Annotated in this window: 18 protein-coding genes; 11 read left to right on the plus strand and 7 right to left on the minus strand. The window is 63.0% G+C overall.

The window, feature by feature from the left end:
* The first annotated feature begins 31 nt into the window (after positions 1–31).
* From HPQ62_RS13820 to HPQ62_RS13840, 5 genes are all read left to right on the plus strand, one after another.
* Positions 32–787 (plus strand): SDR family NAD(P)-dependent oxidoreductase, encoded by a 756-nt coding sequence (locus HPQ62_RS13820; RefSeq protein ID WP_174803153.1) that lies wholly within the window; start codon positions 32–34, stop codon positions 785–787.
* 144 nt (positions 788–931) lie between these two features.
* Positions 932–1741, plus strand: coding sequence for a transporter substrate-binding domain-containing protein (locus HPQ62_RS13825; protein ID WP_174803154.1), 810 nt, complete (start codon positions 932–934; stop codon positions 1739–1741).
* Positions 1742–1810: 69 nt separating this feature from the next.
* Positions 1811–2494, plus strand: coding sequence for an amino acid ABC transporter permease (locus HPQ62_RS13830; protein WP_483308174.1), 684 nt, complete (start codon positions 1811–1813; stop codon positions 2492–2494).
* Positions 2494–3174 (plus strand): amino acid ABC transporter permease, encoded by a 681-nt coding sequence (locus tag HPQ62_RS13835; RefSeq protein WP_174803156.1) that lies wholly within the window; start codon positions 2494–2496, stop codon positions 3172–3174. Before HPQ62_RS13830 ends, HPQ62_RS13835 begins: the two co-directional genes overlap by 1 nt.
* On the plus strand, positions 3161–3898 hold the full coding sequence (locus HPQ62_RS13840; RefSeq protein ID WP_174803157.1) for an amino acid ABC transporter ATP-binding protein: 738 nt from the start codon (positions 3161–3163) through the stop codon (positions 3896–3898). The genes HPQ62_RS13835 and HPQ62_RS13840 overlap by 14 nt, the downstream gene beginning before the upstream one ends.
* 36 nt (positions 3899–3934) lie before the next feature.
* Here the strand turns inward: HPQ62_RS13840 and HPQ62_RS13845 are convergent, their stop codons facing one another.
* Positions 3935–5071, minus strand: a complete 1137-nt coding sequence (locus HPQ62_RS13845; protein ID WP_174803158.1) for an NAD(P)/FAD-dependent oxidoreductase — start codon at positions 5069–5071, stop codon at positions 3935–3937.
* 215 nt (positions 5072–5286) lie between these two features.
* Here HPQ62_RS13845 and HPQ62_RS13850 point away from each other — a divergent pair, with 215 nt between their 5' ends.
* Both HPQ62_RS13850 and HPQ62_RS13855 read left to right on the plus strand, forming a co-directional pair.
* Positions 5287–6414 (plus strand): NADH:flavin oxidoreductase/NADH oxidase, encoded by a 1128-nt coding sequence (locus HPQ62_RS13850; RefSeq protein ID WP_342343716.1) that lies wholly within the window; start codon positions 5287–5289, stop codon positions 6412–6414.
* Positions 6415–6523: 109 nt separating this feature from the next.
* Positions 6524–7336, plus strand: a complete 813-nt coding sequence (locus HPQ62_RS13855; protein ID WP_174803159.1) for an IclR family transcriptional regulator domain-containing protein — start codon at positions 6524–6526, stop codon at positions 7334–7336.
* A gap of 124 nt (positions 7337–7460) precedes the next feature.
* On the opposite strand, the gene HPQ62_RS13860 is transcribed toward HPQ62_RS13855, so the two are convergent.
* Both HPQ62_RS13860 and HPQ62_RS13865 read right to left on the minus strand, forming a co-directional pair.
* Positions 7461–8399, minus strand: coding sequence for a dihydrodipicolinate synthase family protein (locus HPQ62_RS13860; protein ID WP_174803160.1), 939 nt, complete (start codon positions 8397–8399; stop codon positions 7461–7463).
* A gap of 139 nt (positions 8400–8538) precedes the next feature.
* Positions 8539–9309 carry an SDR family NAD(P)-dependent oxidoreductase gene (locus HPQ62_RS13865; RefSeq protein ID WP_174803161.1) on the minus strand — a complete coding sequence of 257 codons (771 nt, stop codon included), beginning with the start codon at positions 9307–9309 and terminating at the stop codon, positions 8539–8541.
* 98 nt (positions 9310–9407) lie between these two features.
* On the opposite strand from HPQ62_RS13865, the gene HPQ62_RS13870 reads away from it, so the two are divergent.
* From HPQ62_RS13870 to gcvPB, 4 genes are all read left to right on the plus strand, one after another.
* Positions 9408–10346, plus strand: a complete 939-nt coding sequence (locus HPQ62_RS13870) for a 3-hydroxyacyl-CoA dehydrogenase (protein ID WP_174803162.1) — start codon at positions 9408–9410, stop codon at positions 10344–10346.
* Complete coding sequence (locus HPQ62_RS13875; protein ID WP_174803163.1) at positions 10292–11434, plus strand: ATP-NAD kinase family protein; 1143 nt, start codon at positions 10292–10294, stop codon at positions 11432–11434. Before HPQ62_RS13870 ends, HPQ62_RS13875 begins: the two co-directional genes overlap by 55 nt.
* A gap of 68 nt (positions 11435–11502) precedes the next feature.
* Positions 11503–12885: an aminomethyl-transferring glycine dehydrogenase subunit GcvPA gene (gene gcvPA, locus HPQ62_RS13880; RefSeq protein ID WP_174803164.1), complete on the plus strand. Its 1383-nt coding sequence runs from the start codon at positions 11503–11505 to the stop codon at positions 12883–12885.
* Positions 12882–14396 (plus strand): aminomethyl-transferring glycine dehydrogenase subunit GcvPB, encoded by a 1515-nt coding sequence (gene gcvPB, locus HPQ62_RS13885; RefSeq protein ID WP_174803165.1) that lies wholly within the window; start codon positions 12882–12884, stop codon positions 14394–14396. Before gcvPA ends, gcvPB begins: the two co-directional genes overlap by 4 nt.
* A gap of 22 nt (positions 14397–14418) precedes the next feature.
* Here the strand turns inward: gcvPB and HPQ62_RS13890 are convergent, their stop codons facing one another.
* The 4 genes from HPQ62_RS13890 to HPQ62_RS13905 are packed head-to-tail and all read right to left on the minus strand — an operon-like array spanning position 14419 to position 17774.
* Positions 14419–15327 (minus strand): N-acetylglucosamine kinase, encoded by a 909-nt coding sequence (locus tag HPQ62_RS13890; RefSeq protein ID WP_174803166.1) that lies wholly within the window; start codon positions 15325–15327, stop codon positions 14419–14421.
* A 4-nt stretch (positions 15328–15331) separates the two neighbouring features.
* Positions 15332–16003: an N-acetylmannosamine-6-phosphate 2-epimerase gene (locus tag HPQ62_RS13895; RefSeq protein ID WP_174803167.1), complete on the minus strand. Its 672-nt coding sequence runs from the start codon at positions 16001–16003 to the stop codon at positions 15332–15334.
* Positions 16000–16857 (minus strand): carbohydrate ABC transporter permease, encoded by an 858-nt coding sequence (locus HPQ62_RS13900; RefSeq protein ID WP_244629691.1) that lies wholly within the window; start codon positions 16855–16857, stop codon positions 16000–16002. Before HPQ62_RS13900 ends, HPQ62_RS13895 begins: the two co-directional genes overlap by 4 nt.
* Entirely contained in the window at positions 16854–17774 is a 921-nt protein-coding gene (locus HPQ62_RS13905; protein ID WP_174803168.1) for a carbohydrate ABC transporter permease, read from the minus strand. Before HPQ62_RS13905 ends, HPQ62_RS13900 begins: the two co-directional genes overlap by 4 nt.
* Positions 17775–17799: the final 25 nt, after the last annotated feature.

A 17799-nucleotide genomic window follows, 5' to 3' on the forward strand; every position in this document is an offset into this window, starting at 1 on the left:
GCAAGCCCCGCCAAATTCCGGAGAAGAAGAAATGTCCAATATGCTCGAGGGCAAGGTCGTTCTGGTTACCGGCGGCGCCCGCGGCCTCGGCGCGGCGATCATCCGCCGCTTTGCGGACGAGGGCGCAATCGGCGTTGCCGCCGACCTCACCTTCGCAAATGACAGCGATCCCCTGCCCGAAGGCTTCACCGCGATCGAGGCCGATATCAGCGACGAGGATGAGGTGCGCGCGATGATTGCGGAGACCGTGTCGCGCCACGGCAGGATCGATTGCCTGATCGTCAATGCCGGCCTGGTGCCGCCATGGTCGGAGACGACCGGGATCGATCTTGCGCAATGGGACCAGGTGATGGCGGTGAATGCGCGCGGCGCGCTTGCGACCCTGAAACATGCGGTGCCGGCGCTTACCGAAAGCCGCGGCTCGGTGGTGCTGACTGGTTCCATCAATTCGCTCATCGCCCATCCGCGGCAGCTGATCTATACCGCAAGCAAGCATGCCGTTCTCGGCATATTGCGCGCTGCCGCCCTTGATCTCGGACGCTTCGGCATCCGGGTCAACGGCATCGCTCCCGGTCCGATCGCGACCGATGCGCTGCTGTCGCGCATCCGGGACCGCGCGAAATCCGGTCCGTCCGAAGCCGCGGCGCTCGAAGCGCTTGAAAGCCAGACCGCGCTCGGGCGGCTTGCCACCGTGCAGGAAGTGGCCGCCACGGTCGCCTTTCTTGCAGGCAGCGCCGCAAGCGGCATATCCGGTCAGTTGCTGCGCGTTGATGCCGGGATGGCCTGAATTACTAAAAACGGACAAATGTTCGCATTACGCACTTTTCTTATTGACGCAACGCCAACGAATTGTCAGCTTAGCGGCGGGTTTGAGAGACGCTTCAGACCGGATAGTCAACGACCGGCACAGGTCGGAACAGGAGAACAGTTCATGCTTGGTAAATTACTTTCGCTTGCATCCATTGCGCTGGTCGGGACCGCCATCTTCATTGCCCCCGCCGAGGCCCGTTCGCTCGATGAGATCATTCAGTCCGGAACAATCCGGGTCGGGGTCAACCCGAACTTCCCGCCGATGAGCTCTTACGGGGAGAAGAACGAGCTGGAAGGCTTCGACATCGATGTCGGCAACAAGATCGCCGAGTCGCTGGGCGTCAAGGCTGAGTTCGTGCCCACCGAAACCGCACAGCGCGTGCCATTCCTGGTCGCCGACCAGATCGACATCTCGCTTGGTGCGCTGACCCGCACCGCCGAGCGCGCCAAACTGATCGATTTCACCGTGCCCCTGCACACGGAATCGATGGCAGTGCTGACGACCGACAAGATTGACGCCACAAGCTGGAAAGACCTCGACACCGCCGACATCACGCTGGTGAACATGCGTGGCAACTGGTCGGTGGACTTCCTGAAGGAACAGCTGCCGGCGTCGAAGGTCCTGCTGGTCGAGTCCAATGCCGATACGGTGCGGGCCATCGCCCAGGGCCGCGCCGACGCGCTGGTGGAGAACATCGACTTCTTCATGGCCTTCACGAAGAACTATCCGAACGTCAACTGGAAGACGCTGGATGACACGATCTTCACCAATTATGACAGCATCGGCGTCGCCAAGGGCAATGACGGCCTGCGCCTGTTCCTCAATGTCCTGCTTTATGATCTTCATTCCAGCGGTTATATCAACGACGAATGGGTCTCCTGGTACGGCACTCCGATGCTGAAACCGGTGGTCCCCAATCCGTTCTTCTGATCGTTTTGCCCGGACGCCGGATACGGCGCCGGGCTTTCTTCCGGCTGAATTTGCCCGCCCCGGGAAAGGGTGAGACACTTGCATTATACATTCCAGTTCGGCGTCGTTTTCGACGAGCTTGCCTATCTTCTTGGCGGAGCCGTGATAACGCTGGAGATTGCCTTCCTTTCATTCTGGCTCGGTTCGCTGATCGGCCTTGGCGGGGCAACCGCCAAGCTCAGGGGCGGCAGGGTTCTGCGGGCCATCACCAATGCCTATGTGGTGTTCTTCACCAACACGCCCGCGCTCGTGCAGATCTTCTTCCTGTTCTATGCCCTGCCGGATATCGGCATCCTGCTGAACCCGTTTGGCGCCGTCGTCATCGGCATGACGATCAATACCGGTGCCTACATGACCGATATCCTGCGCGGCGGCATCCTTTCGGTGCGCCAGGCGGAGATCGAGTCGGCGGAAGTGCTGGGCATGTCCCATCTCCAGACGCTGCGCTATGTCATCCTGCCGCATGTCGCCAAGACATTGTTTGCGCCGCTCAGCAACTTCTTCATCTGGCTGGTGCTTGGCAGTTCCATGGCGGCGATCTTCGGCGTCGAGGAACTGACCGGACGCGCCATCAACATCTCGACCCAGAACCTGCGCACCATCGAGACCTTCATCGTGGTCGCGGGGATCTACATTCTGCTGACCGTGATCGCATCGGCGGCACTGGCACTGATCGGCCGCTGGGCCTTCCGCGTCAGAGCGAGGATTTTCTGATGCTCGACAGAATCATTCAGGAAGCGCCGCGCTTCTTCACCTATTACAACATGATCTTCATCCTGAAGGCGATGGGGACGACCTTGCTGCTGACGGCGCTCGGCTGCGTGACCGGCTTCGTCTTCGGCTTCATCATCGCCGCCCTGCGCTCCACGCGGGCGAAGGTCCTGCTGCCGCTCAGGCTGCTTGTCACATTCTATGTCGAGATTTTCCGGCGCATCCCGTTTCTGGTCATCTTGTTCATCGTGATGTTCGCGATCCAGGTGATCAGCCGCAACATGTCGCTGTTCACGATCGCGGTGATCTCGATCTGCCTTCTGTCGACCGCCTTCCTGTCGGAGATTATCCGTGCCGGCGTCGAATCGGTCCCGCGCCAGCAGGTGGAGGCCGCCGAAACGCTGAATTTCGGCTTCTGGCGCACCCAGTTCCACGTGGTCCTGCCGCAATCATGGAAAGTGATCATTCCACCGGCATTCGCCTTCATGGTGATGTTCATCAAGGATACCTCGCTCGCCTCGCAGATGGGTGTGATCGAGCTGACCTTTACCGGCAAGAGCCTGATGAACCGCGGCTTTTCGCCATTCCTCGTCTATGGCGTGGTGCTTGCCGGCTATTTCGCCCTTTCCTATCCGCTGACCCGGCTTGGCGCCTATCTGGAGAAACGACTTGCCTCTTCTTGAAGTCAAAAACCTGTCCGCCCATTACGGCGATCACAAGGTTCTGGAAAACATCTCGCTGTCCATCGAAAAGGGCGAGGTCGTCAGCCTGATCGGATCTTCGGGCTCAGGCAAAAGCACGCTGCTTCGGGTGTTGATGGGTCTCCTGAAGCCCTCCTCCGGCAGCGTCGTCATCGATGGCGAGGCCATCAATTACGGCTCGCGCGCGAGCCTCAAGGCCATGCGCGACCGGATGGCGATCGTCTTTCAGCAATATAATCTGTTCCAGAACATGGACGTGCTGCGCAACGTCACGATCGCGCCGGTCGAGATCAAGAAGCGGCCCAAGGCCGAGGTCGACGCCGAAGCGCGCGCCATTCTCGAACGCGTCGGCCTGTCGGCCAAGCTGAAAGCCTATCCGGACCAGCTTTCCGGCGGCCAGCAGCAGCGCGTGGCGATCGCCCGGGCGCTGACGCTGAGGCCCGAGATCCTGCTGCTCGATGAAGTGACGGCCGCCCTTGACCCCGAACTGGTCACCGAGGTTCTCGATACCGTCGGTCAGCTTGCCAATGAAGGCATCACCATGCTGATCGTCTCGCACGAAATGAACTTCGTGCGGCAGGTGTCCTCGCGCGTGGTGATGATGGACCAGGGCCAGATCGTCGAGACAGGCGCGCCCGGGGATATCTTCGACAATCCGAAGGAAGCCCGCACCAACGCTTTCGTCTCCAAGATACTCCGGCATTGAGGGGGCGGCATTAAGGGGGCGGCTTTGACGCCGCCTTCACCCTTTCGGCAGGAAGGGTGCCAGATCGATGTCGAAAGGGGCTTCGCGCCCCTGCACCATGCTTGCCACCAGCCGCGCCGCGACGGGTCCGCCGGTAAAGCCCATCCATGGAAAGAAATTGACGAAAAAGCCCGGCAGGCCGGGCAGTTCGCCAAAGATCGGCTTCCAGTCATCCGTGCCGTTCACGAATGCCGCCCAGCTCCTGACGATCCTGATATCGCCGAGCGCAGGCACCACGGAAAGCGCCACCTGCATGTTGCGCCTCAGCGATTGCGGGTTGGCAACCGGCGTGCCGTTCGGCCCGATATCGGCCTCCCAGCCGCCACCGATCAGCAGCGAGCCGACGCCGTTCTGCTTCAGCGTCAGCTTGTCCGAGGCGCAGTAGAGAAGATGCGGGATCAACGGCGCGATCCGCTCCGAAACGCTGACCTGGATCGGAAACGCCTGGACATCGGCAAGATTGGCGCCGAGCATGGCGGCAATCTTGCCAGCATCCGAACCGGCGGCGTTGACGACCCGCCGGGCGCGGAACACGCCCCTTTCGGTGGAAACCGCATAACCATCGCGCTCCCGGTCGATGCCGCGCACCTCCGTCATCCGGTTGATCGTTGCGCCGTGGCGAATCGCCGCCCGCGCAAAGGCGGGCGCGACGGCGAAGGGGTTGGCCTTGCCCTCCTGCGGACAGAACGCCCCTCCGATCAAGCTGTCGGCGACATAGGGCGCTTCGCGGGAGAGGTCGGCGCGGTCGAGAATCCGGATCTCAAGCCCCTGGCTGCGCTCGAACACGGCCTTGCGCTCGATCGCCGCCATATCGGCCTGCGTGCGCGCAACCAGCAATCCGCCGCCGAGCTTGACCTCGAGATCAGCCCCGAGCTCCTCGCCAAGTCCGCGCCACATGTCGACCGACCGTGCGAGAAGACCCACCGTCGAGGCATAGGCCGCCGCCCAGGCATCGCCTTTCCTGACGAAGGGATCATGGGGTATCTGCGCATGCAGGCTGCCGGCATTCGAGCCCGATGCCACGGTATTGAGATCCGCGCGCTCCAGCAGCGTCACATCGACGCCGTCGCGCGCGAGATAAAAGGCCGTCGCCGCACCCGCCAGACCGCCGCCGATCACGATGACATCCGTCATATATTCACCCTTCAGAGCAGATCCGCATCTTACCGAAATGCCGGAGGCGCTCTATCTGACCTGTTCTATCGCGATTTCGCGGATGGTATCACCAGGCCGCGATAAGCGTTGCTTTGCTGCCGCTTGGCTTTATTTGTTCGCTATGATAACTTTTGTTCGCATTTCGCAGATATAAAATCAATCCGCATGACCCATTTAGCAAGCAGGAAATTCGCGTGACCTCTCCCATGCTCTTTACCCCCTTCACCCTCGGCAATGTCACCTTCCCCAATCGTGTCGTGGTGTCGCCCATGTGCCAGTATGAGGCGGTCGACGGGTATGTACAGGATTGGCACCGTGCCCATCACGCGCGCTTTGCGCTTGGCGGCGTCGGCGGCGCGGTCGTCGAGGCGACGGGCGTGACGGCCGAGGGCCGCATTACGCCGTCCTGCCTCGGCATCTGGGACGACAGCCAGATCGATGGCCTTGCCACGATCACCGCTCTCTACCGCAAATACGGCATCCCGACCGGCATCCAGCTTGGACATTCCGGGCGCAAGGGAAGCTCTGCCTCCCCCTGGGATGGCGCGGGGCCGCTTGACCCTTCTTCGCCCGAAGCCTGGCAGACAGTGGCCCCTGGCGCCGTCCCCCATTCCGAAGGCTGGCCGGCGCCGCATGCGTTGGAAGCCGATGAAATCGGCGAAATCGTGGACGCCTTTGCCGCCGCCGCCAAGCGCGCGGTCGCGGCCGGCTTCGACTTCGTCGAAATCCACGGCGCCCATGGCTATCTCATCCACACGTTCATCTCGCCGCTCTCCAACACCCGGACGGACAGCTACGGCGGCAGTTTTGAAAACCGCATCAGGCTGGCGCTGGAGGTGACCGAAGCGGTCCGCGCCGCAATTCCCGCCGATATGCCGCTGTTCTACCGTGCTTCTGCTGTCGACCACGCGGAGGGCGGCCTGGACATTGGCGACACGGTGCGCCTTGCCAAGGCGCTGAAGGAGAAGCGCGTCGACCTCATCGACTGCTCGGCGGGCGGCATCAACGGCCCGGTCGCGCGCACCCGCATCCCGCAGACGCCCGGCCACCAGATCCCCTATGCCGACGAGATCCGCCGTGACGCAGACATCGCCACCATGGCCGTGGGCCTGATCACGGACGCCGCACAGGCAGAAGCCGTGATTGCCGAAGGAAAGGCCGATCTCGTGGCGCTCGGGCGCGAACTCCTGTCGGATCCGGCGTTCGGCTATCATGCGGCGGTGCAACTCGGCCTTGCCGATCCGGAATCCGTTCTGCCGAAAAACTACGGCTTCTACCTGTCACGCCGTCGCGAGGCGCTCGCACGCCATGGTAAATCCTGACAAGGGAAACAAAACCACGTGCACAAACGTTCGAAATCAGGGGGTGTTGCTTGCAACATCTTCCAATCAACAATAAGCCGGTACGTTCATGTACCGCACGGGGGAAACGATGACCACAACAGCAAAGACCAAGAAGCTGGCCGATATCGGTTCTCCCGAGGATGACAACGCCCGCGATTACGTGACCTCGTTCGCGCGCGGGCTCGACGTGATCCGCACGTTCACCCGCTCGAAGCCGTCGATGACGATGAGCGAAGTGGCGGAGCAGGCGGACATGAACCGCGCCGCCGCGCGCCGCTTCCTGCTGACGCTGGTGCGCGAGGGCTATGCCCAGTTCGACGGCAAGTATTTCAGCCTCAATCCGAAGATCCTGGAACTCGGCTTTTCGGCGCTCGCCTCGATGAACCTGCCCGAAGTCGTGCAGCCCGTGCTGAACGACCTTGCGGAGAAGCTTCAGGAAAGCTGCTTCTGCGTGGTGCTGAGCGGTGATTCCTGCGTCTATATCGCCGCCGCCAAATCGCGTCGCGTGATCAACGCCTCGATCGAGCTTGGCGGCCGTGCGCCCGCCTATTGCATGTCATCAGGCCGGGTCCTGCTCGGCGCGCTGAACGACCGGGCCCTCGACGCAGCCCTTGAAAACGTGAAGCTTGTACCCGTTACCGAGAAGACGGTCACCTCCAAACTGGAGCTTCGCAGCGCCATCCGCGATGCCAGGACACGCGGCTATTCGGTGGTCGACCAGGAGTATGAAATCGGCCTGCGTTCGATCTCTGTCCCGGTTGCCGATCGTTCGGGCGCGGTGATCGCGGCACTCAATGTGTGCTGCCCGAGCCCGCGCTACACGATCGAGGAAATGATGCAGAAGGTGCTGCCCGTGCTTCTCGACAGCGCAAGCCGCATCACCCAGGCGCTCCCGCACTGATACCGTGGCGCGCACGCGTGAAAGCCGGTCCTTTTAGGGCAAGGTCTGCAAGATCGCTTATTGGCCACTGCGGCGCCTGAGGCCTCTCTCCCGCGAACGGGAGAGAGGAGAAGGATGTTCGCTATCAGGCCGCAGCCTCGATCTCATCCACCAGCCTGTCGAGCTCATCGATGATACCAGAAATCACTTCGAGGCGCTGACGGCCCTCCTCGCCCAGAGAGGAAAAGGTCGTGAGCGGCGCGCGCACATCGCCGACGGGATAGCCCGCGCGGGCGGCGAGCGCTTTCGAGTAGCACTGATGTCCATAGGTGGGATGACCCTCGGCGATCGTGTGCTCGATCTTCGTGATATGCGCCTGGATCTTCTTCGCATCGTCGATCCGGCCCGCTTCCAGCAGTCGCCACAGCGCCTGGATGGCGCGCGGGATATAATTGCCGAAGGGATCGACATAGCCGACGGCACCCAGCAGGAAGGATTCGACGATCCGCTCGCCGGCAAACACATTCATGACGCCATCGGTTTCCCGAATCACGTCAAACACGCGGCCGACATCGGTCGAGGCTTCCTTGATGTAACGGATCTGTCCGAATGCCGCCGTCAGCCTTGCGACCAGCGTTGCCGGCATATCGACATTGGAGGTGAAGGGATTGTTGTAGAGCATGATCGGCAGGCTGGTGGCCGCACAGATCGCCTTGTAATATTCGAAAATCTCGTCATGCGTGGGCGTGTAATAATAGGGCGGCAGGATCATGAGCCCGTCTGCGCCAAGCTCCTCCGCCATGGCCGCATATTCGGCCGCCTTTTTCGTATAGGCATTCATTGCGCCGACCAGCACATGCATGCGGCCGTCGACGTGGCGCACGGTCGCCTCGATATAGGCACGGCGCTCCTCATCGCTCAGCGTCAGGAACTCGCCGGTCGTTCCGAGGATGATGACGCCGGGAACGCCGCATTCGACCTGCCAGTCCAGAAACCGCCTGAGGGCCTCGAAATCGATCTTCTCACCGTCTTCGGTGAACGGGGTAACGGTGACCGTGTAGCTGCCACGGAATTCTGCTGCCATCTGGCATGTCTCCTGATCTTACCAAACGTCGCAGCCGGAACGGACCGGAGCGACGCAGCGCGATAATGCGCGTCCAACGCACATTTGTTCATAATACGCACGATGTCAACCGCGCCTTGGGTCGAATTCCGGAGCGATTTCAGCGGATATAGCTTGCGCCGTTGAAATCGATTGTCCCACCGGTCATGTGCCGGCAAGCCCCGGTTGAAAGAAAGCCGATCAGGTTTCCGATCTCCTCCGGCGGCACCCATTCGCCCATGGCAAGGCCTGCCGTCAGCTTCTCGACCCCGCCGAGCACGGCTGCGGCATCTTCAGACATGCGCGTCTTCACCACGCCCGGCGCGATGATGTAGGCAAGAATGTTCCGGTCAGCATAATTGCGCGCAATTGTCTGCGTTGCCGCCTTGATCGCGCCCTTGGATGCGGCGTAGGCGATCGTCTTCGGGCTGGACGATCCGCGCTGCGCATTCCAGCTGACCACCGAAATGATGGTCCCTCCGCCGTTTTCCTTGTAATGACGCACCGCCGCCCGCATCAGATCGGCGGGAGCGCGGACATTGACGGCAAGGGTCTTTTCCCAGACATCGTCCCACTCCGCCTCCTCCTCCTCGATGCCCCCGGCATTGATGAAGACGGCGGCATTGTTGACGAGAACATCGACCCGCCCCTTCCAGGCAACCGCTTCGTCCCAAAGACGGCGGACATCGGAAAGCCTTCCGAGATCAGCCCCGATCAGTTGCACCCGCGCCGGATCGAACCCGGCAACAGCGTCTTCGGCGCCGGCGCGGTCGCTGCCGTAATGGGCGATCAGATTGGCGCCCATGCCCAGCAGAACACGGGCGGTGGCCGCGCCTATCCCCTTCGATGCGCCGGTGAGGAGGACGGTTTTACCTTCGAGCGAAAATGTCATTGTTCGAATCCCGGAATTTTGTTTATGTTTACTAGACGAACATTTGTTCGAATATCAACGGGTTTTTATACCACTCCCATACCGCAAGGCTACCGATCATGACAGTTTCCACCCCCATAGCCATTGTCGGCTCCGGATCGATCGGCGCGGCCTGGGCAATCGTGTTTGCCCGCGCAGGCTTTGCCGTCAATCTCCATGATCCAGCCGAAGGCCAGCTCGACAAGGCCCGCGCAGCCATCACCGACCGGCTCGCAGAGCTCGCCAATCATGCATTGCTGGATGAACCACCAGCCGCGCTTGCGGCACGGATCACCTATCACAGCCAGCTCGAAAGCGCCGTCGGCGATGCAGCCATGGTGATGGAGGCCGCGCCGGAGGTTCTGGAGATCAAACGCGACCTGTTCGCCCGGCTGATCGCGCTGACGGGTTGCGAAACCGTGCTTGCCTCCTCCTCCTCGGCCATCACCGCCAGCCGGTTTGCAGGGGCGCTCGAAGGGCGCGAGCGCTGCCTCGTCGCCCATCCCGGCAATCCGCCCTATCTTCTGCCGGTGGTGGAACTCGTTCCAGCGCCTTTCACGGCACCCGCGATCTTTGAAACGGCGACCAGGCTGCTTTCCGAGGCCGGCATGTCGGTGGTTCAGGTCAACAAGGAGGTGGAGGGTTTCGTCTTCAACCGCCTTCAGGGCGCCGTGCTGCGCGAAGCCTATTGCCTGGTGCGCGATGGCGTGGTCGGGGTCGACGACCTCGACAAGATCATGCGTGACGGGCTCGGCCTGCGCTACGCCTTTATCGGCCCGTTCGAAACCAGCGATCTCAACGTGCGCGGCGGCATCGCCGCCCACGCCGCGCGCATGGGCGAAGCCTACCGGCGCATGGGTGCCGAGCGCGGGCAGGACGATCCCTGGACCGACGATCTCGTCGCCGATGTCGATCGTCAGCGCCGCGCCGTCCTGCCGCTGGAGCAATGGGAAGACCGCGTTGCATGGCGGGACCGCGCCTTGATGGCGATGAACCGGTTGAAGCGCGATCTCGCATGATCGGACTGATCGTCAATCCCCTGGCCGGCATGGGTGCACGGCTTGCCGCGCGCGGCAGCGACCGTTTCGCCGATATCGAAGCGGCAAGAGCGCAAGGCGCGATCGCAACGGCCGGGGACATGGCGATCCGCGCGCTGAGACGCCTGCCGGCCTGTCGCATCCTGACCGGCGCGGGCGGCATGGGGCTGGAGGCGGCGCGCGATCTCGGCTTTCAGGCGGAGGCGCTGATGGCGGCCGGTCCGCTCTCCACCGCCGCCGACACGCGCCGGCTTGCGGCGCTGATGGTCGACCGCGGCATTTCGCTGATCCTGTTTGCGGGCGGCGACGGCACCGCGCGCGACATCTTCGCCGTGACCGGCGACAGGGTTCCCCTCATCGGCATTCCGGCAGGCGTCAAGATGCATTCCGCCGTCTTTGCGCTGACTCCTGAAAAGGCGGGCGATATAGCAAGCCGCGTACGTACCGGAAGCTTTGCCCGCCGCCCCGCCGAGATCATGGATGCAGACGAGGCGGCCCTTGCCGCAGGGCGCCCGTCGGCCCGCCTGTTCGGCTACGCCGCCACCCCCGACATGCCTCACCTGTTGCAGGCCGCAAAAGCCGTGCGGACCGATGGCGGCAATGCCGCGATGATGGCGCTCGGGCGAAGGATCGCCCATGCCGCGCCATCCGGCGACCTGATCCTGCTTGGTCCCGGCACCACCATGCAGGCTCTCAAGCAGGGTTTCGGGATAGAGGGGTCGCTGATGGGCGTCGATGCGGTGCGCGGCGGAGAGCTACGCGCGACCGATGCCACCGCCAGCGCGCTCGAAGCACTCTGCGCCGCTGCGCGATCCATCAGCCTCTATGTCGGCGTCATCGGCAATCAGGGCTTCGTTTTGGGCCGCGGCAACCGCCAGATTTCACCGGCCGTGATCCGCGCCGCCGGCCGCGACAACATCCACATCGTGGCAACGCGCGAGAAGCTTGCGGCCCTTTCGCGCCTTTACGCCGATACCGGCGATCTCGGTCTCGATACCGAACTTGCCGGTTTTCACCGGGTTCTGACCGGCCCGAATGACAGCATGGTCATGCGTCTGGGGGAGGACTGACGCCCGCGCCTTGTTAATTTCGAACATTTGTGCGAATTTCAATCGACAGTCGATCTTGAGGAATTTTCATGCCCACCCATTCCCATCCCTGGATGGCCAACAGCGTTTCGGCGATCAAGGCCGAGATGCTCAAAGAAACCGGGGCGCCTTCCATTGCTTCCCTGTTCAGCCAGATCCCGGCCGACCATTATCGCAAGACCCCGCTTTCGCTTCCGGCACAGTTCCGCTCGGAGGCCACGCTGAAGCGCCATCTGCGCGAAATGGCAGCTGGCAACCGGGATTGCGAGGCCAACATTTCCTTTCTCGGCGGCGGCATCTGGCAGCATCACGTGCCTGCGGTCTGCGACGAGCTGGTGCGCCGCCAGGAATGGCTGACCTCGGTGTTCGGTTCGCCAGAATCCGATCACGGCCGCAACCAGGCATGGTTCGAGTTCTGCAGCCTGCTCGGCGAACTGATCGAGATGGATCTGGTAGGCATGCCGGTCTACAGCTGGGGCTGCGCTGCCGGCCACGCGATCCGCATGGCTGCAAGGCTGACGGGCCGCTCCGCCGTTGTGCTCGCCGGGCCGATGTCGCCCGAGCGGCTTTCGGTGATCGAAACCTATTGCCGGTCGGCCACGCCCGGCCGCGCGATCGCGATCCGCCTTTGCCAAGCAGACGGCGCAACCGGCCGCATTGATCCGGGCAAGCTTGCCGCCATGGTGGATGGCGAGACGGCAGCGGTCTATTTCGAAAACCCCAACTATCTCGGACAGTTCGAGGTGGCGGCAGAGGAAATCGCGGCGATCGCGCGCAAGGCCGGGGCACTCACGATCGCCGGCATCGACCCGCTTTCGCTCGGCATCGCCGCATCGCCCGCAGCGCTTGGTGCGGATCTGGTGGTCGGATCGCTGCAGCCGCTCGGCGTCCATATGCATGGCGGCGGCGGCGTCGGCGGCTTCATCGCCTCGCCCCACGAGGAACGCTTTGCCCGCGAATACCCGACCTTTCTCGTCAGCGCCGCACCGACGGCCGTTGCCGGCGAAACCGGCTTCGGCCTCAGCCTGTTCCACCAGACCTCCTATGGCATGCGCGACGAGGGCAAGGACTGGACGGGCAATTCCACCTATCTCTGGACCATCGCCGCCGCCGCCTACATGGCTCTGCTTGGCCCGGAGGGCTTCGTCGAACTCGGCCGCGCCATCATTGCCGGTGCCCACGCCGCCGCAGCAAGGATCGGTACCGTGGCCGGCGTCGAAATCGTCTATCCCGGAGGCTTCTTCAAGGAATTCGTGGTCGATTTCACCGGCACCGGCAAGGCCGTGGCGAATATCAATCAGTCCCTCCTGGAGGAGCGCATATTCGGCGGCATCGATCTCGGCGATGGCAAGGCGCTTTACTGCGTCACCGAAATCCATGCCGACGCCGATATCGACCGTCTGGTCGCAGCACTGGAAAGGGCCGTCAGATGACCGGTTATCACGCTCCCCGCTGGAATGAACCGATCATCACCGAAATGGGCAGTCCGGGCCGGCGCGGCCTGATGTTCGATGGTGACAGCGCCGCCGATGCGCTGGTGCCGGCCGCTCTTCTGCGCAAGGCGAAACCCTGCCTGCCCGAACTTTCCGAGCCGGAGGTGTTCCGCCACTATCTGCATCTTGCCCAGATGACGCTCGGCATGCAGGGGGTAAGCCTGTTCGGCACCTGCACGATGAAATACAATGCGCCCGTCAGCGAGGCGATCGCCTGGCGGCCGGACATGGCCGAAACCCACCCCGCCCAGCCGGTGGAAACGCTGCAGGGCACGCTCGGCTTCATCCACGGGCTCGACATGATGCTGCGGCAGCTGTCCGGCATGGACCGCTTCATCTTCCAGCCGGGCGGCGGCGCCGATGCCGCCTATACCCATGCCGTCGTCACCCGCGCCTTCATGGAAGCGCGCGGCGAGGGCGGCAGGCGCGACGAGATCATCACCTCGATCCAGTCCCACCCGTGCAATCCGGCAACGGCGGCAACCGCCGGCTTCAAGGTGATCACGCTGACGCTGGAGGAAAACGGCTATCCGTCTCTGGACCAGCTGAAATCCGTGGTTTCCGATCGCACCGCCGCGCTGATGATCGGCAATCCGGACGACATGGGCATCTACAATCCCGAAATCCGTGAATGGGTGAGGATCGTGCATGAGGCCGGCGGCCTGTGCTTCTACGATCATGCCAATTTCAACGGCGTCATGGGCAAGCTCAGCGCCCGCGAGCTTGGTTTCGATGCCTGCATGTACATGCTGCACAAGACATTCGGCGCGCCCAAGGGCGGCAATGGCCCCTCCGTCGGGGCCTATGGCTGCTCGGCGGAGCTCGCCCCGTTCCTGCCCGGCCCGCTGGTGGTGCAGGATGCAGACGGTTTCCGTTTCGATGACGCCCGCCCTGAAGCTGCAGGCAAGATCCGCGAATATCTCGGCAATGTCCAGCAGGTGATGAAGGCCTATGCCTGGGTCGCCGCCATGGGGGCCGACGGCATCCACGAGGCCTCGGATCTCTCCGTGCTCGCCAACAACTATATGGATGCCCGCCTCGCAAAGCTGCGGGGCCTTTCCCGCTCCCACCCCCATATCGAAGCGCCGCGTATGGAAATGACGCGCTGGTCCATGGAACCGCTCCTGAGGGAAACCGGTGTCGGCGTGCTCGATGTCCAGGCCCGCATCACCGATTATGGCATCGATGCCTTCTGGCTGAGCCACGAGCCGTGGATCGTGCCGGAGCCGTTCACGCCGGAGGCAGGCGAGATGTGGTCGAAGGAGGATATCGACCGCTGGATCGATGCGCTCGCCGCCGTCATCGACGAGGCCTATACCGATCCCGATCTCGTCAAATCCGCCCCCCACAACCAGGCGATCCACCGCCTGAACGGCAACGACCTCAACAATCCGGACCGCTTCGCCACGACCATGCGGCGCTTGAGAAAGACGCACGGTAGGATGGGATAGGCGGGGCCGCTTCGCCTGTCGATCAGTCTGTTTGCTCAGTTCTGGAAAAGAGCGCGCACGCCAGGCGGGCGGCGCCTTCGGCCTGGTCGAGGATCGGGAAGCGGGCCTCGCCTTCAAGCTCCCTGCGGATCGTTTCGGCAATCACCGGGTGAAGCCTCAGAACGCCGCCGATGAAGGCGACGGGGTGAGCGCCCTTGCGGGCGATCAGGATGTTACCGAGGCGGGCAAGCGCTGCACCGGCCTCGACGAGAAGCGCCAGCGCGTAAGGGTCACCGGCCTTTGCCGCATCCGCCACGGGCCGGGCAAGCGCGCCGATCTGCCCCCGGTCGCCGCCATAGATATAGGCGCGCATGTCCGACCAGTCGTCCGCGCCGACCGTGGCGTAGAGCGCATCGGCAAGCCCCTGCATGTCGCCGGGAGCGCCTTCCTCGTCGATCCGGCGGTAAAGCGCGCGCACGGCGGCAAGGCCGATCCAGCCGCCGGAGCCGGCATCGTCGATCAGAATGCCGCGCCCGCCGATGCGGAAGAGACCGCCATCCTTTTCGAGGTGAACGGCAATCGAGCCCGTTCCGGCTGAGACGAGATGGCCCTCGCCCGGCTGAAACAGGCAGCGATAGGCAAGCTCGATATCGTCGGAAATGAAAATCCGCTCGCGCCGCACATCAAGGGCCGCCACCAGCATGGCTTCAATGTCGCCGCGTGCGCGCGGGCCATAGCCGGTAAGCCCGAAGACGGCGGCCTCCACGGGAACCGAAATTTCCGCTGCAATGGCGGCGATGCTGGCGGCAAGCCTTTCGCGCGATTCGGTGTTGAAGGTGTGACCGGTGGCGCCTGCGGACGCGCCGCGCTTCACCACATTGCCGGCCTCGTCGCACAGCACGAAACGCGATGCCGTTCCGCCGATATCACCGCCCAGAAAATAGCCGCCCATGGCCTCAGCCCTCGATCTGCCTGACGAAACCGCGGGTGATCTCGCGCGGATTGGTAATTGCCGTGCCGACAACCACCGCATAGGCGCCGCAATCAAGCGCGCGGCGGACGCGCTCAGGGGTCGAAAGCCGCCCCTCGGCGATCACCGGCGTCTCGATGCGGGCGGAAAGCGCCTCGATCAGGGCGTAGTCCGGCAGGTCGTCATCGCGGCGCGTGTCATCGGTATAGCCGGAAAGCGTGGTTGCCACATAGGTCGCGCCCATCTGTGCTGCGGCGATCCCTTCTTCGCAGGTGGCGATATCGCAGAACACCTCGAGACCGAGCGTTTCCCTGATGTGCCGGATCAGAATTTCCGGCGCATCGCCCCGGCGGGCGCGCCGGGTCGCATCGATGCCGATCACATCGGCGCCGGCTGCAGCAAGCGCATCGCAGGCGGCAAGCGTCGGCGTGATATAGACCGGCACATCCGGCGAAAACTGCTTGTCGATGCCGATCACGGGAAGGCCCGCAGCCTTCACCGCGCGCACATCGTCCGCGCCATTCGCACGGATCGCCGCAGCACCGCCATCGCGGGCGGCAAGCGCCATGGCGCCCATGAAGAGGGCGCCGTGAAGCGGATTGTCGGCGCGCGCCTGGCAGGACACCACCAGCCCGCGCCGCTGCAGCTTCAGCGTCATTTGATCGCGCCCGAGGTCATGCCGTTGATGAACTGCCGCGACAGGATGATGTAGAGCAGCGTGATCGGGGCTGCGGCAAAGGTGAGCCCTGCAAACAGCACGCCCCAATTGGTGGTGTATTCGCCCATGAAGCTCGTCAGACCCTGCGGCAGGGTTTTCAGAAGGTCGTTCTGGATGAAGATCAGCGGGAAGAAGAAGTCGTTCCAGATCGGCACCAGATTGTGGATCGCGGCAATCACCATCGCAGGCCGCGCCAGCGGCAGCATTACCGACCACATGATCCGCGCTTCCGATGCGCCATCCATGCGGGCGGCATCTTCAAGCTCGCCCGGCAGGGAGCGTATGAAGCCGGTCATGATGAACACGGTCGAGGGCAGGCCCATGGCGATGTAGATCAGGATCAGCGACAGCTGGCTGTCGAGCAGGCCCATCTTGCGCATCAACACGAACAGCGGAATGACGGCGAGCTTCAGCGGCAGCGTCAGTCCGGCGAGGAAGAACAGCAGCAGAAAGCTGGAACCCCGGAAATGATAGCGTCCCAGCGCATAGGCCGCCATCGATCCGAGTACCAGGATGGCGAGGATCGACGAGCCGGTGATCAGCAGCGAATTGAAGAAATAGCGGACGAAATGGGTCTCGGTCCAGATCGCCTCGAAATTCGAGAGATCCGTGAAATCGGGGATGGCGAAGGGCTCGCGGAAGATCGCCATCGAAGGCTTGAAGGCCGAGAACACCATGATGATGATCGGCGCGATCATGATGAAGGTGTTGGCGATCAGCAGGATCTGCAGCAAGCCGTCGCGCCCGAATGTGCGCATCAGGCCGGAGCGGTCGGTGTAGCTCGTATCGCTCAAAGCTCGATCTCCCGGCGGCGCAGGTAAAGCGTCATGGCGGTGGCAAACACGGTGATGAAGATGAAGACGAGGGCTGCCAGCGCCGAGCCATGGCCGAAATCGGAACTGCCGGCGCCCGGATTGCCGAAGGCGAGCCGGTAGAAGTAGAGCGCCAGCACATCGGTATTGCCAAAGGGCGAGCCGCTCATGCCTTCCATCACATAAGGCAGTTCAAACCAGTTGAACGAACCGATGAACTGCAGCACGAAGACGATGGTCGCCGCAGGCGCCACCAGCGGCCAGACGATCTTGCGGATCTTGACCCACTCGCTTTCCGTCTCCATGCGCACCGCATCGTAGATTTCGCCGGGAATGCGCTGCATGGCGGCGAGGAAGATCAGTGTCGGAAAACCGACCCAGTGCCAGGCATTGACGAGGATCAGCGAGGCAAGCGCCGTATCCGACTGCCCGAGCCAGGGCTGCGCCCATTCGGCAAGGCCGACGGCCTTCAGCGTCTGGTTGACGATGCCGAACAGCGGATTGAGGAACAGCTTCCAAAGATAGCCGACAATCACGGTCGACAGCACCACCGGCAGGAACACCGCGATGCGATGGAAGCGCGCCAGCGGGAATTCGCGCCACAGCGCATAGGCCAGAATGAAGGCGGCGCCGTTCTGGACCACCATCAGCGTGACGAACACGATCATGTTGTTGATGAAGGCGTTCTGGACCGTGGACTTGTAGGGTTCGGTAAACAGCACGTCGTAGAAATTCTGGAAGCCCACGAATTCGCCGCGGGCCATGCCGTTCCAGTGGAAGAAGGCATAGGCGAGCGCCGAGACGATCGGGTAGGCGACAAACAGCAGCATCACGGCAAGCGCCGGCAGGATCAGGCAGGTGATCCAGAGGCCACGCGGTGTCGGCATCAGGCGGTTCATGGCATTCGCTTCCGTCTTGCTCACA

It is taken from the genome of Martelella limonii (genome assembly GCF_013344475.1).
Lineage (GTDB): Bacteria > Pseudomonadota > Alphaproteobacteria > Rhizobiales > Rhizobiaceae > Martelella > Martelella limonii.

What these genes read in the sequence shown, in the direction of transcription:
- HPQ62_RS13820 (WP_174803153.1), top strand. Translation starts at nt 32, where the DNA reads ATGTCCAATATGCTCGAGGGCAAGGTCGTTCTGGTTACCGGCGGCGCC.
- HPQ62_RS13825 (WP_174803154.1), top strand. Translation starts at nt 932, where the DNA reads ATGCTTGGTAAATTACTTTCGCTTGCATCCATTGCGCTGGTCGGGACC.
- HPQ62_RS13835 (WP_174803156.1), top strand. Translation starts at nt 2,494, where the DNA reads ATGCTCGACAGAATCATTCAGGAAGCGCCGCGCTTCTTCACCTATTAC.
- HPQ62_RS13845 (WP_174803158.1), bottom strand. Translation starts at nt 5,071, where the DNA reads ATGACGGATGTCATCGTGATCGGCGGCGGTCTGGCGGGTGCGGCGACG.
- HPQ62_RS13855 (WP_174803159.1), top strand. Translation starts at nt 6,524, where the DNA reads ATGACCACAACAGCAAAGACCAAGAAGCTGGCCGATATCGGTTCTCCC.
- HPQ62_RS13860 (WP_174803160.1), bottom strand. Translation starts at nt 8,399, where the DNA reads ATGGCAGCAGAATTCCGTGGCAGCTACACGGTCACCGTTACCCCGTTC.
- HPQ62_RS13865 (WP_174803161.1), bottom strand. Translation starts at nt 9,309, where the DNA reads ATGACATTTTCGCTCGAAGGTAAAACCGTCCTCCTCACCGGCGCATCG.
- HPQ62_RS13870 (WP_174803162.1), top strand. Translation starts at nt 9,408, where the DNA reads ATGACAGTTTCCACCCCCATAGCCATTGTCGGCTCCGGATCGATCGGC.
- HPQ62_RS13875 (WP_174803163.1), top strand. Translation starts at nt 10,292, where the DNA reads ATGGCGGGACCGCGCCTTGATGGCGATGAACCGGTTGAAGCGCGATCT.
- gcvPA (WP_174803164.1), top strand. Translation starts at nt 11,503, where the DNA reads ATGCCCACCCATTCCCATCCCTGGATGGCCAACAGCGTTTCGGCGATC.
- gcvPB (WP_174803165.1), top strand. Translation starts at nt 12,882, where the DNA reads ATGACCGGTTATCACGCTCCCCGCTGGAATGAACCGATCATCACCGAA.
- HPQ62_RS13890 (WP_174803166.1), bottom strand. Translation starts at nt 15,327, where the DNA reads ATGGGCGGCTATTTTCTGGGCGGTGATATCGGCGGAACGGCATCGCGT.
- HPQ62_RS13895 (WP_174803167.1), bottom strand. Translation starts at nt 16,003, where the DNA reads ATGACGCTGAAGCTGCAGCGGCGCGGGCTGGTGGTGTCCTGCCAGGCG.
- HPQ62_RS13905 (WP_174803168.1), bottom strand. Translation starts at nt 17,774, where the DNA reads ATGAACCGCCTGATGCCGACACCGCGTGGCCTCTGGATCACCTGCCTG.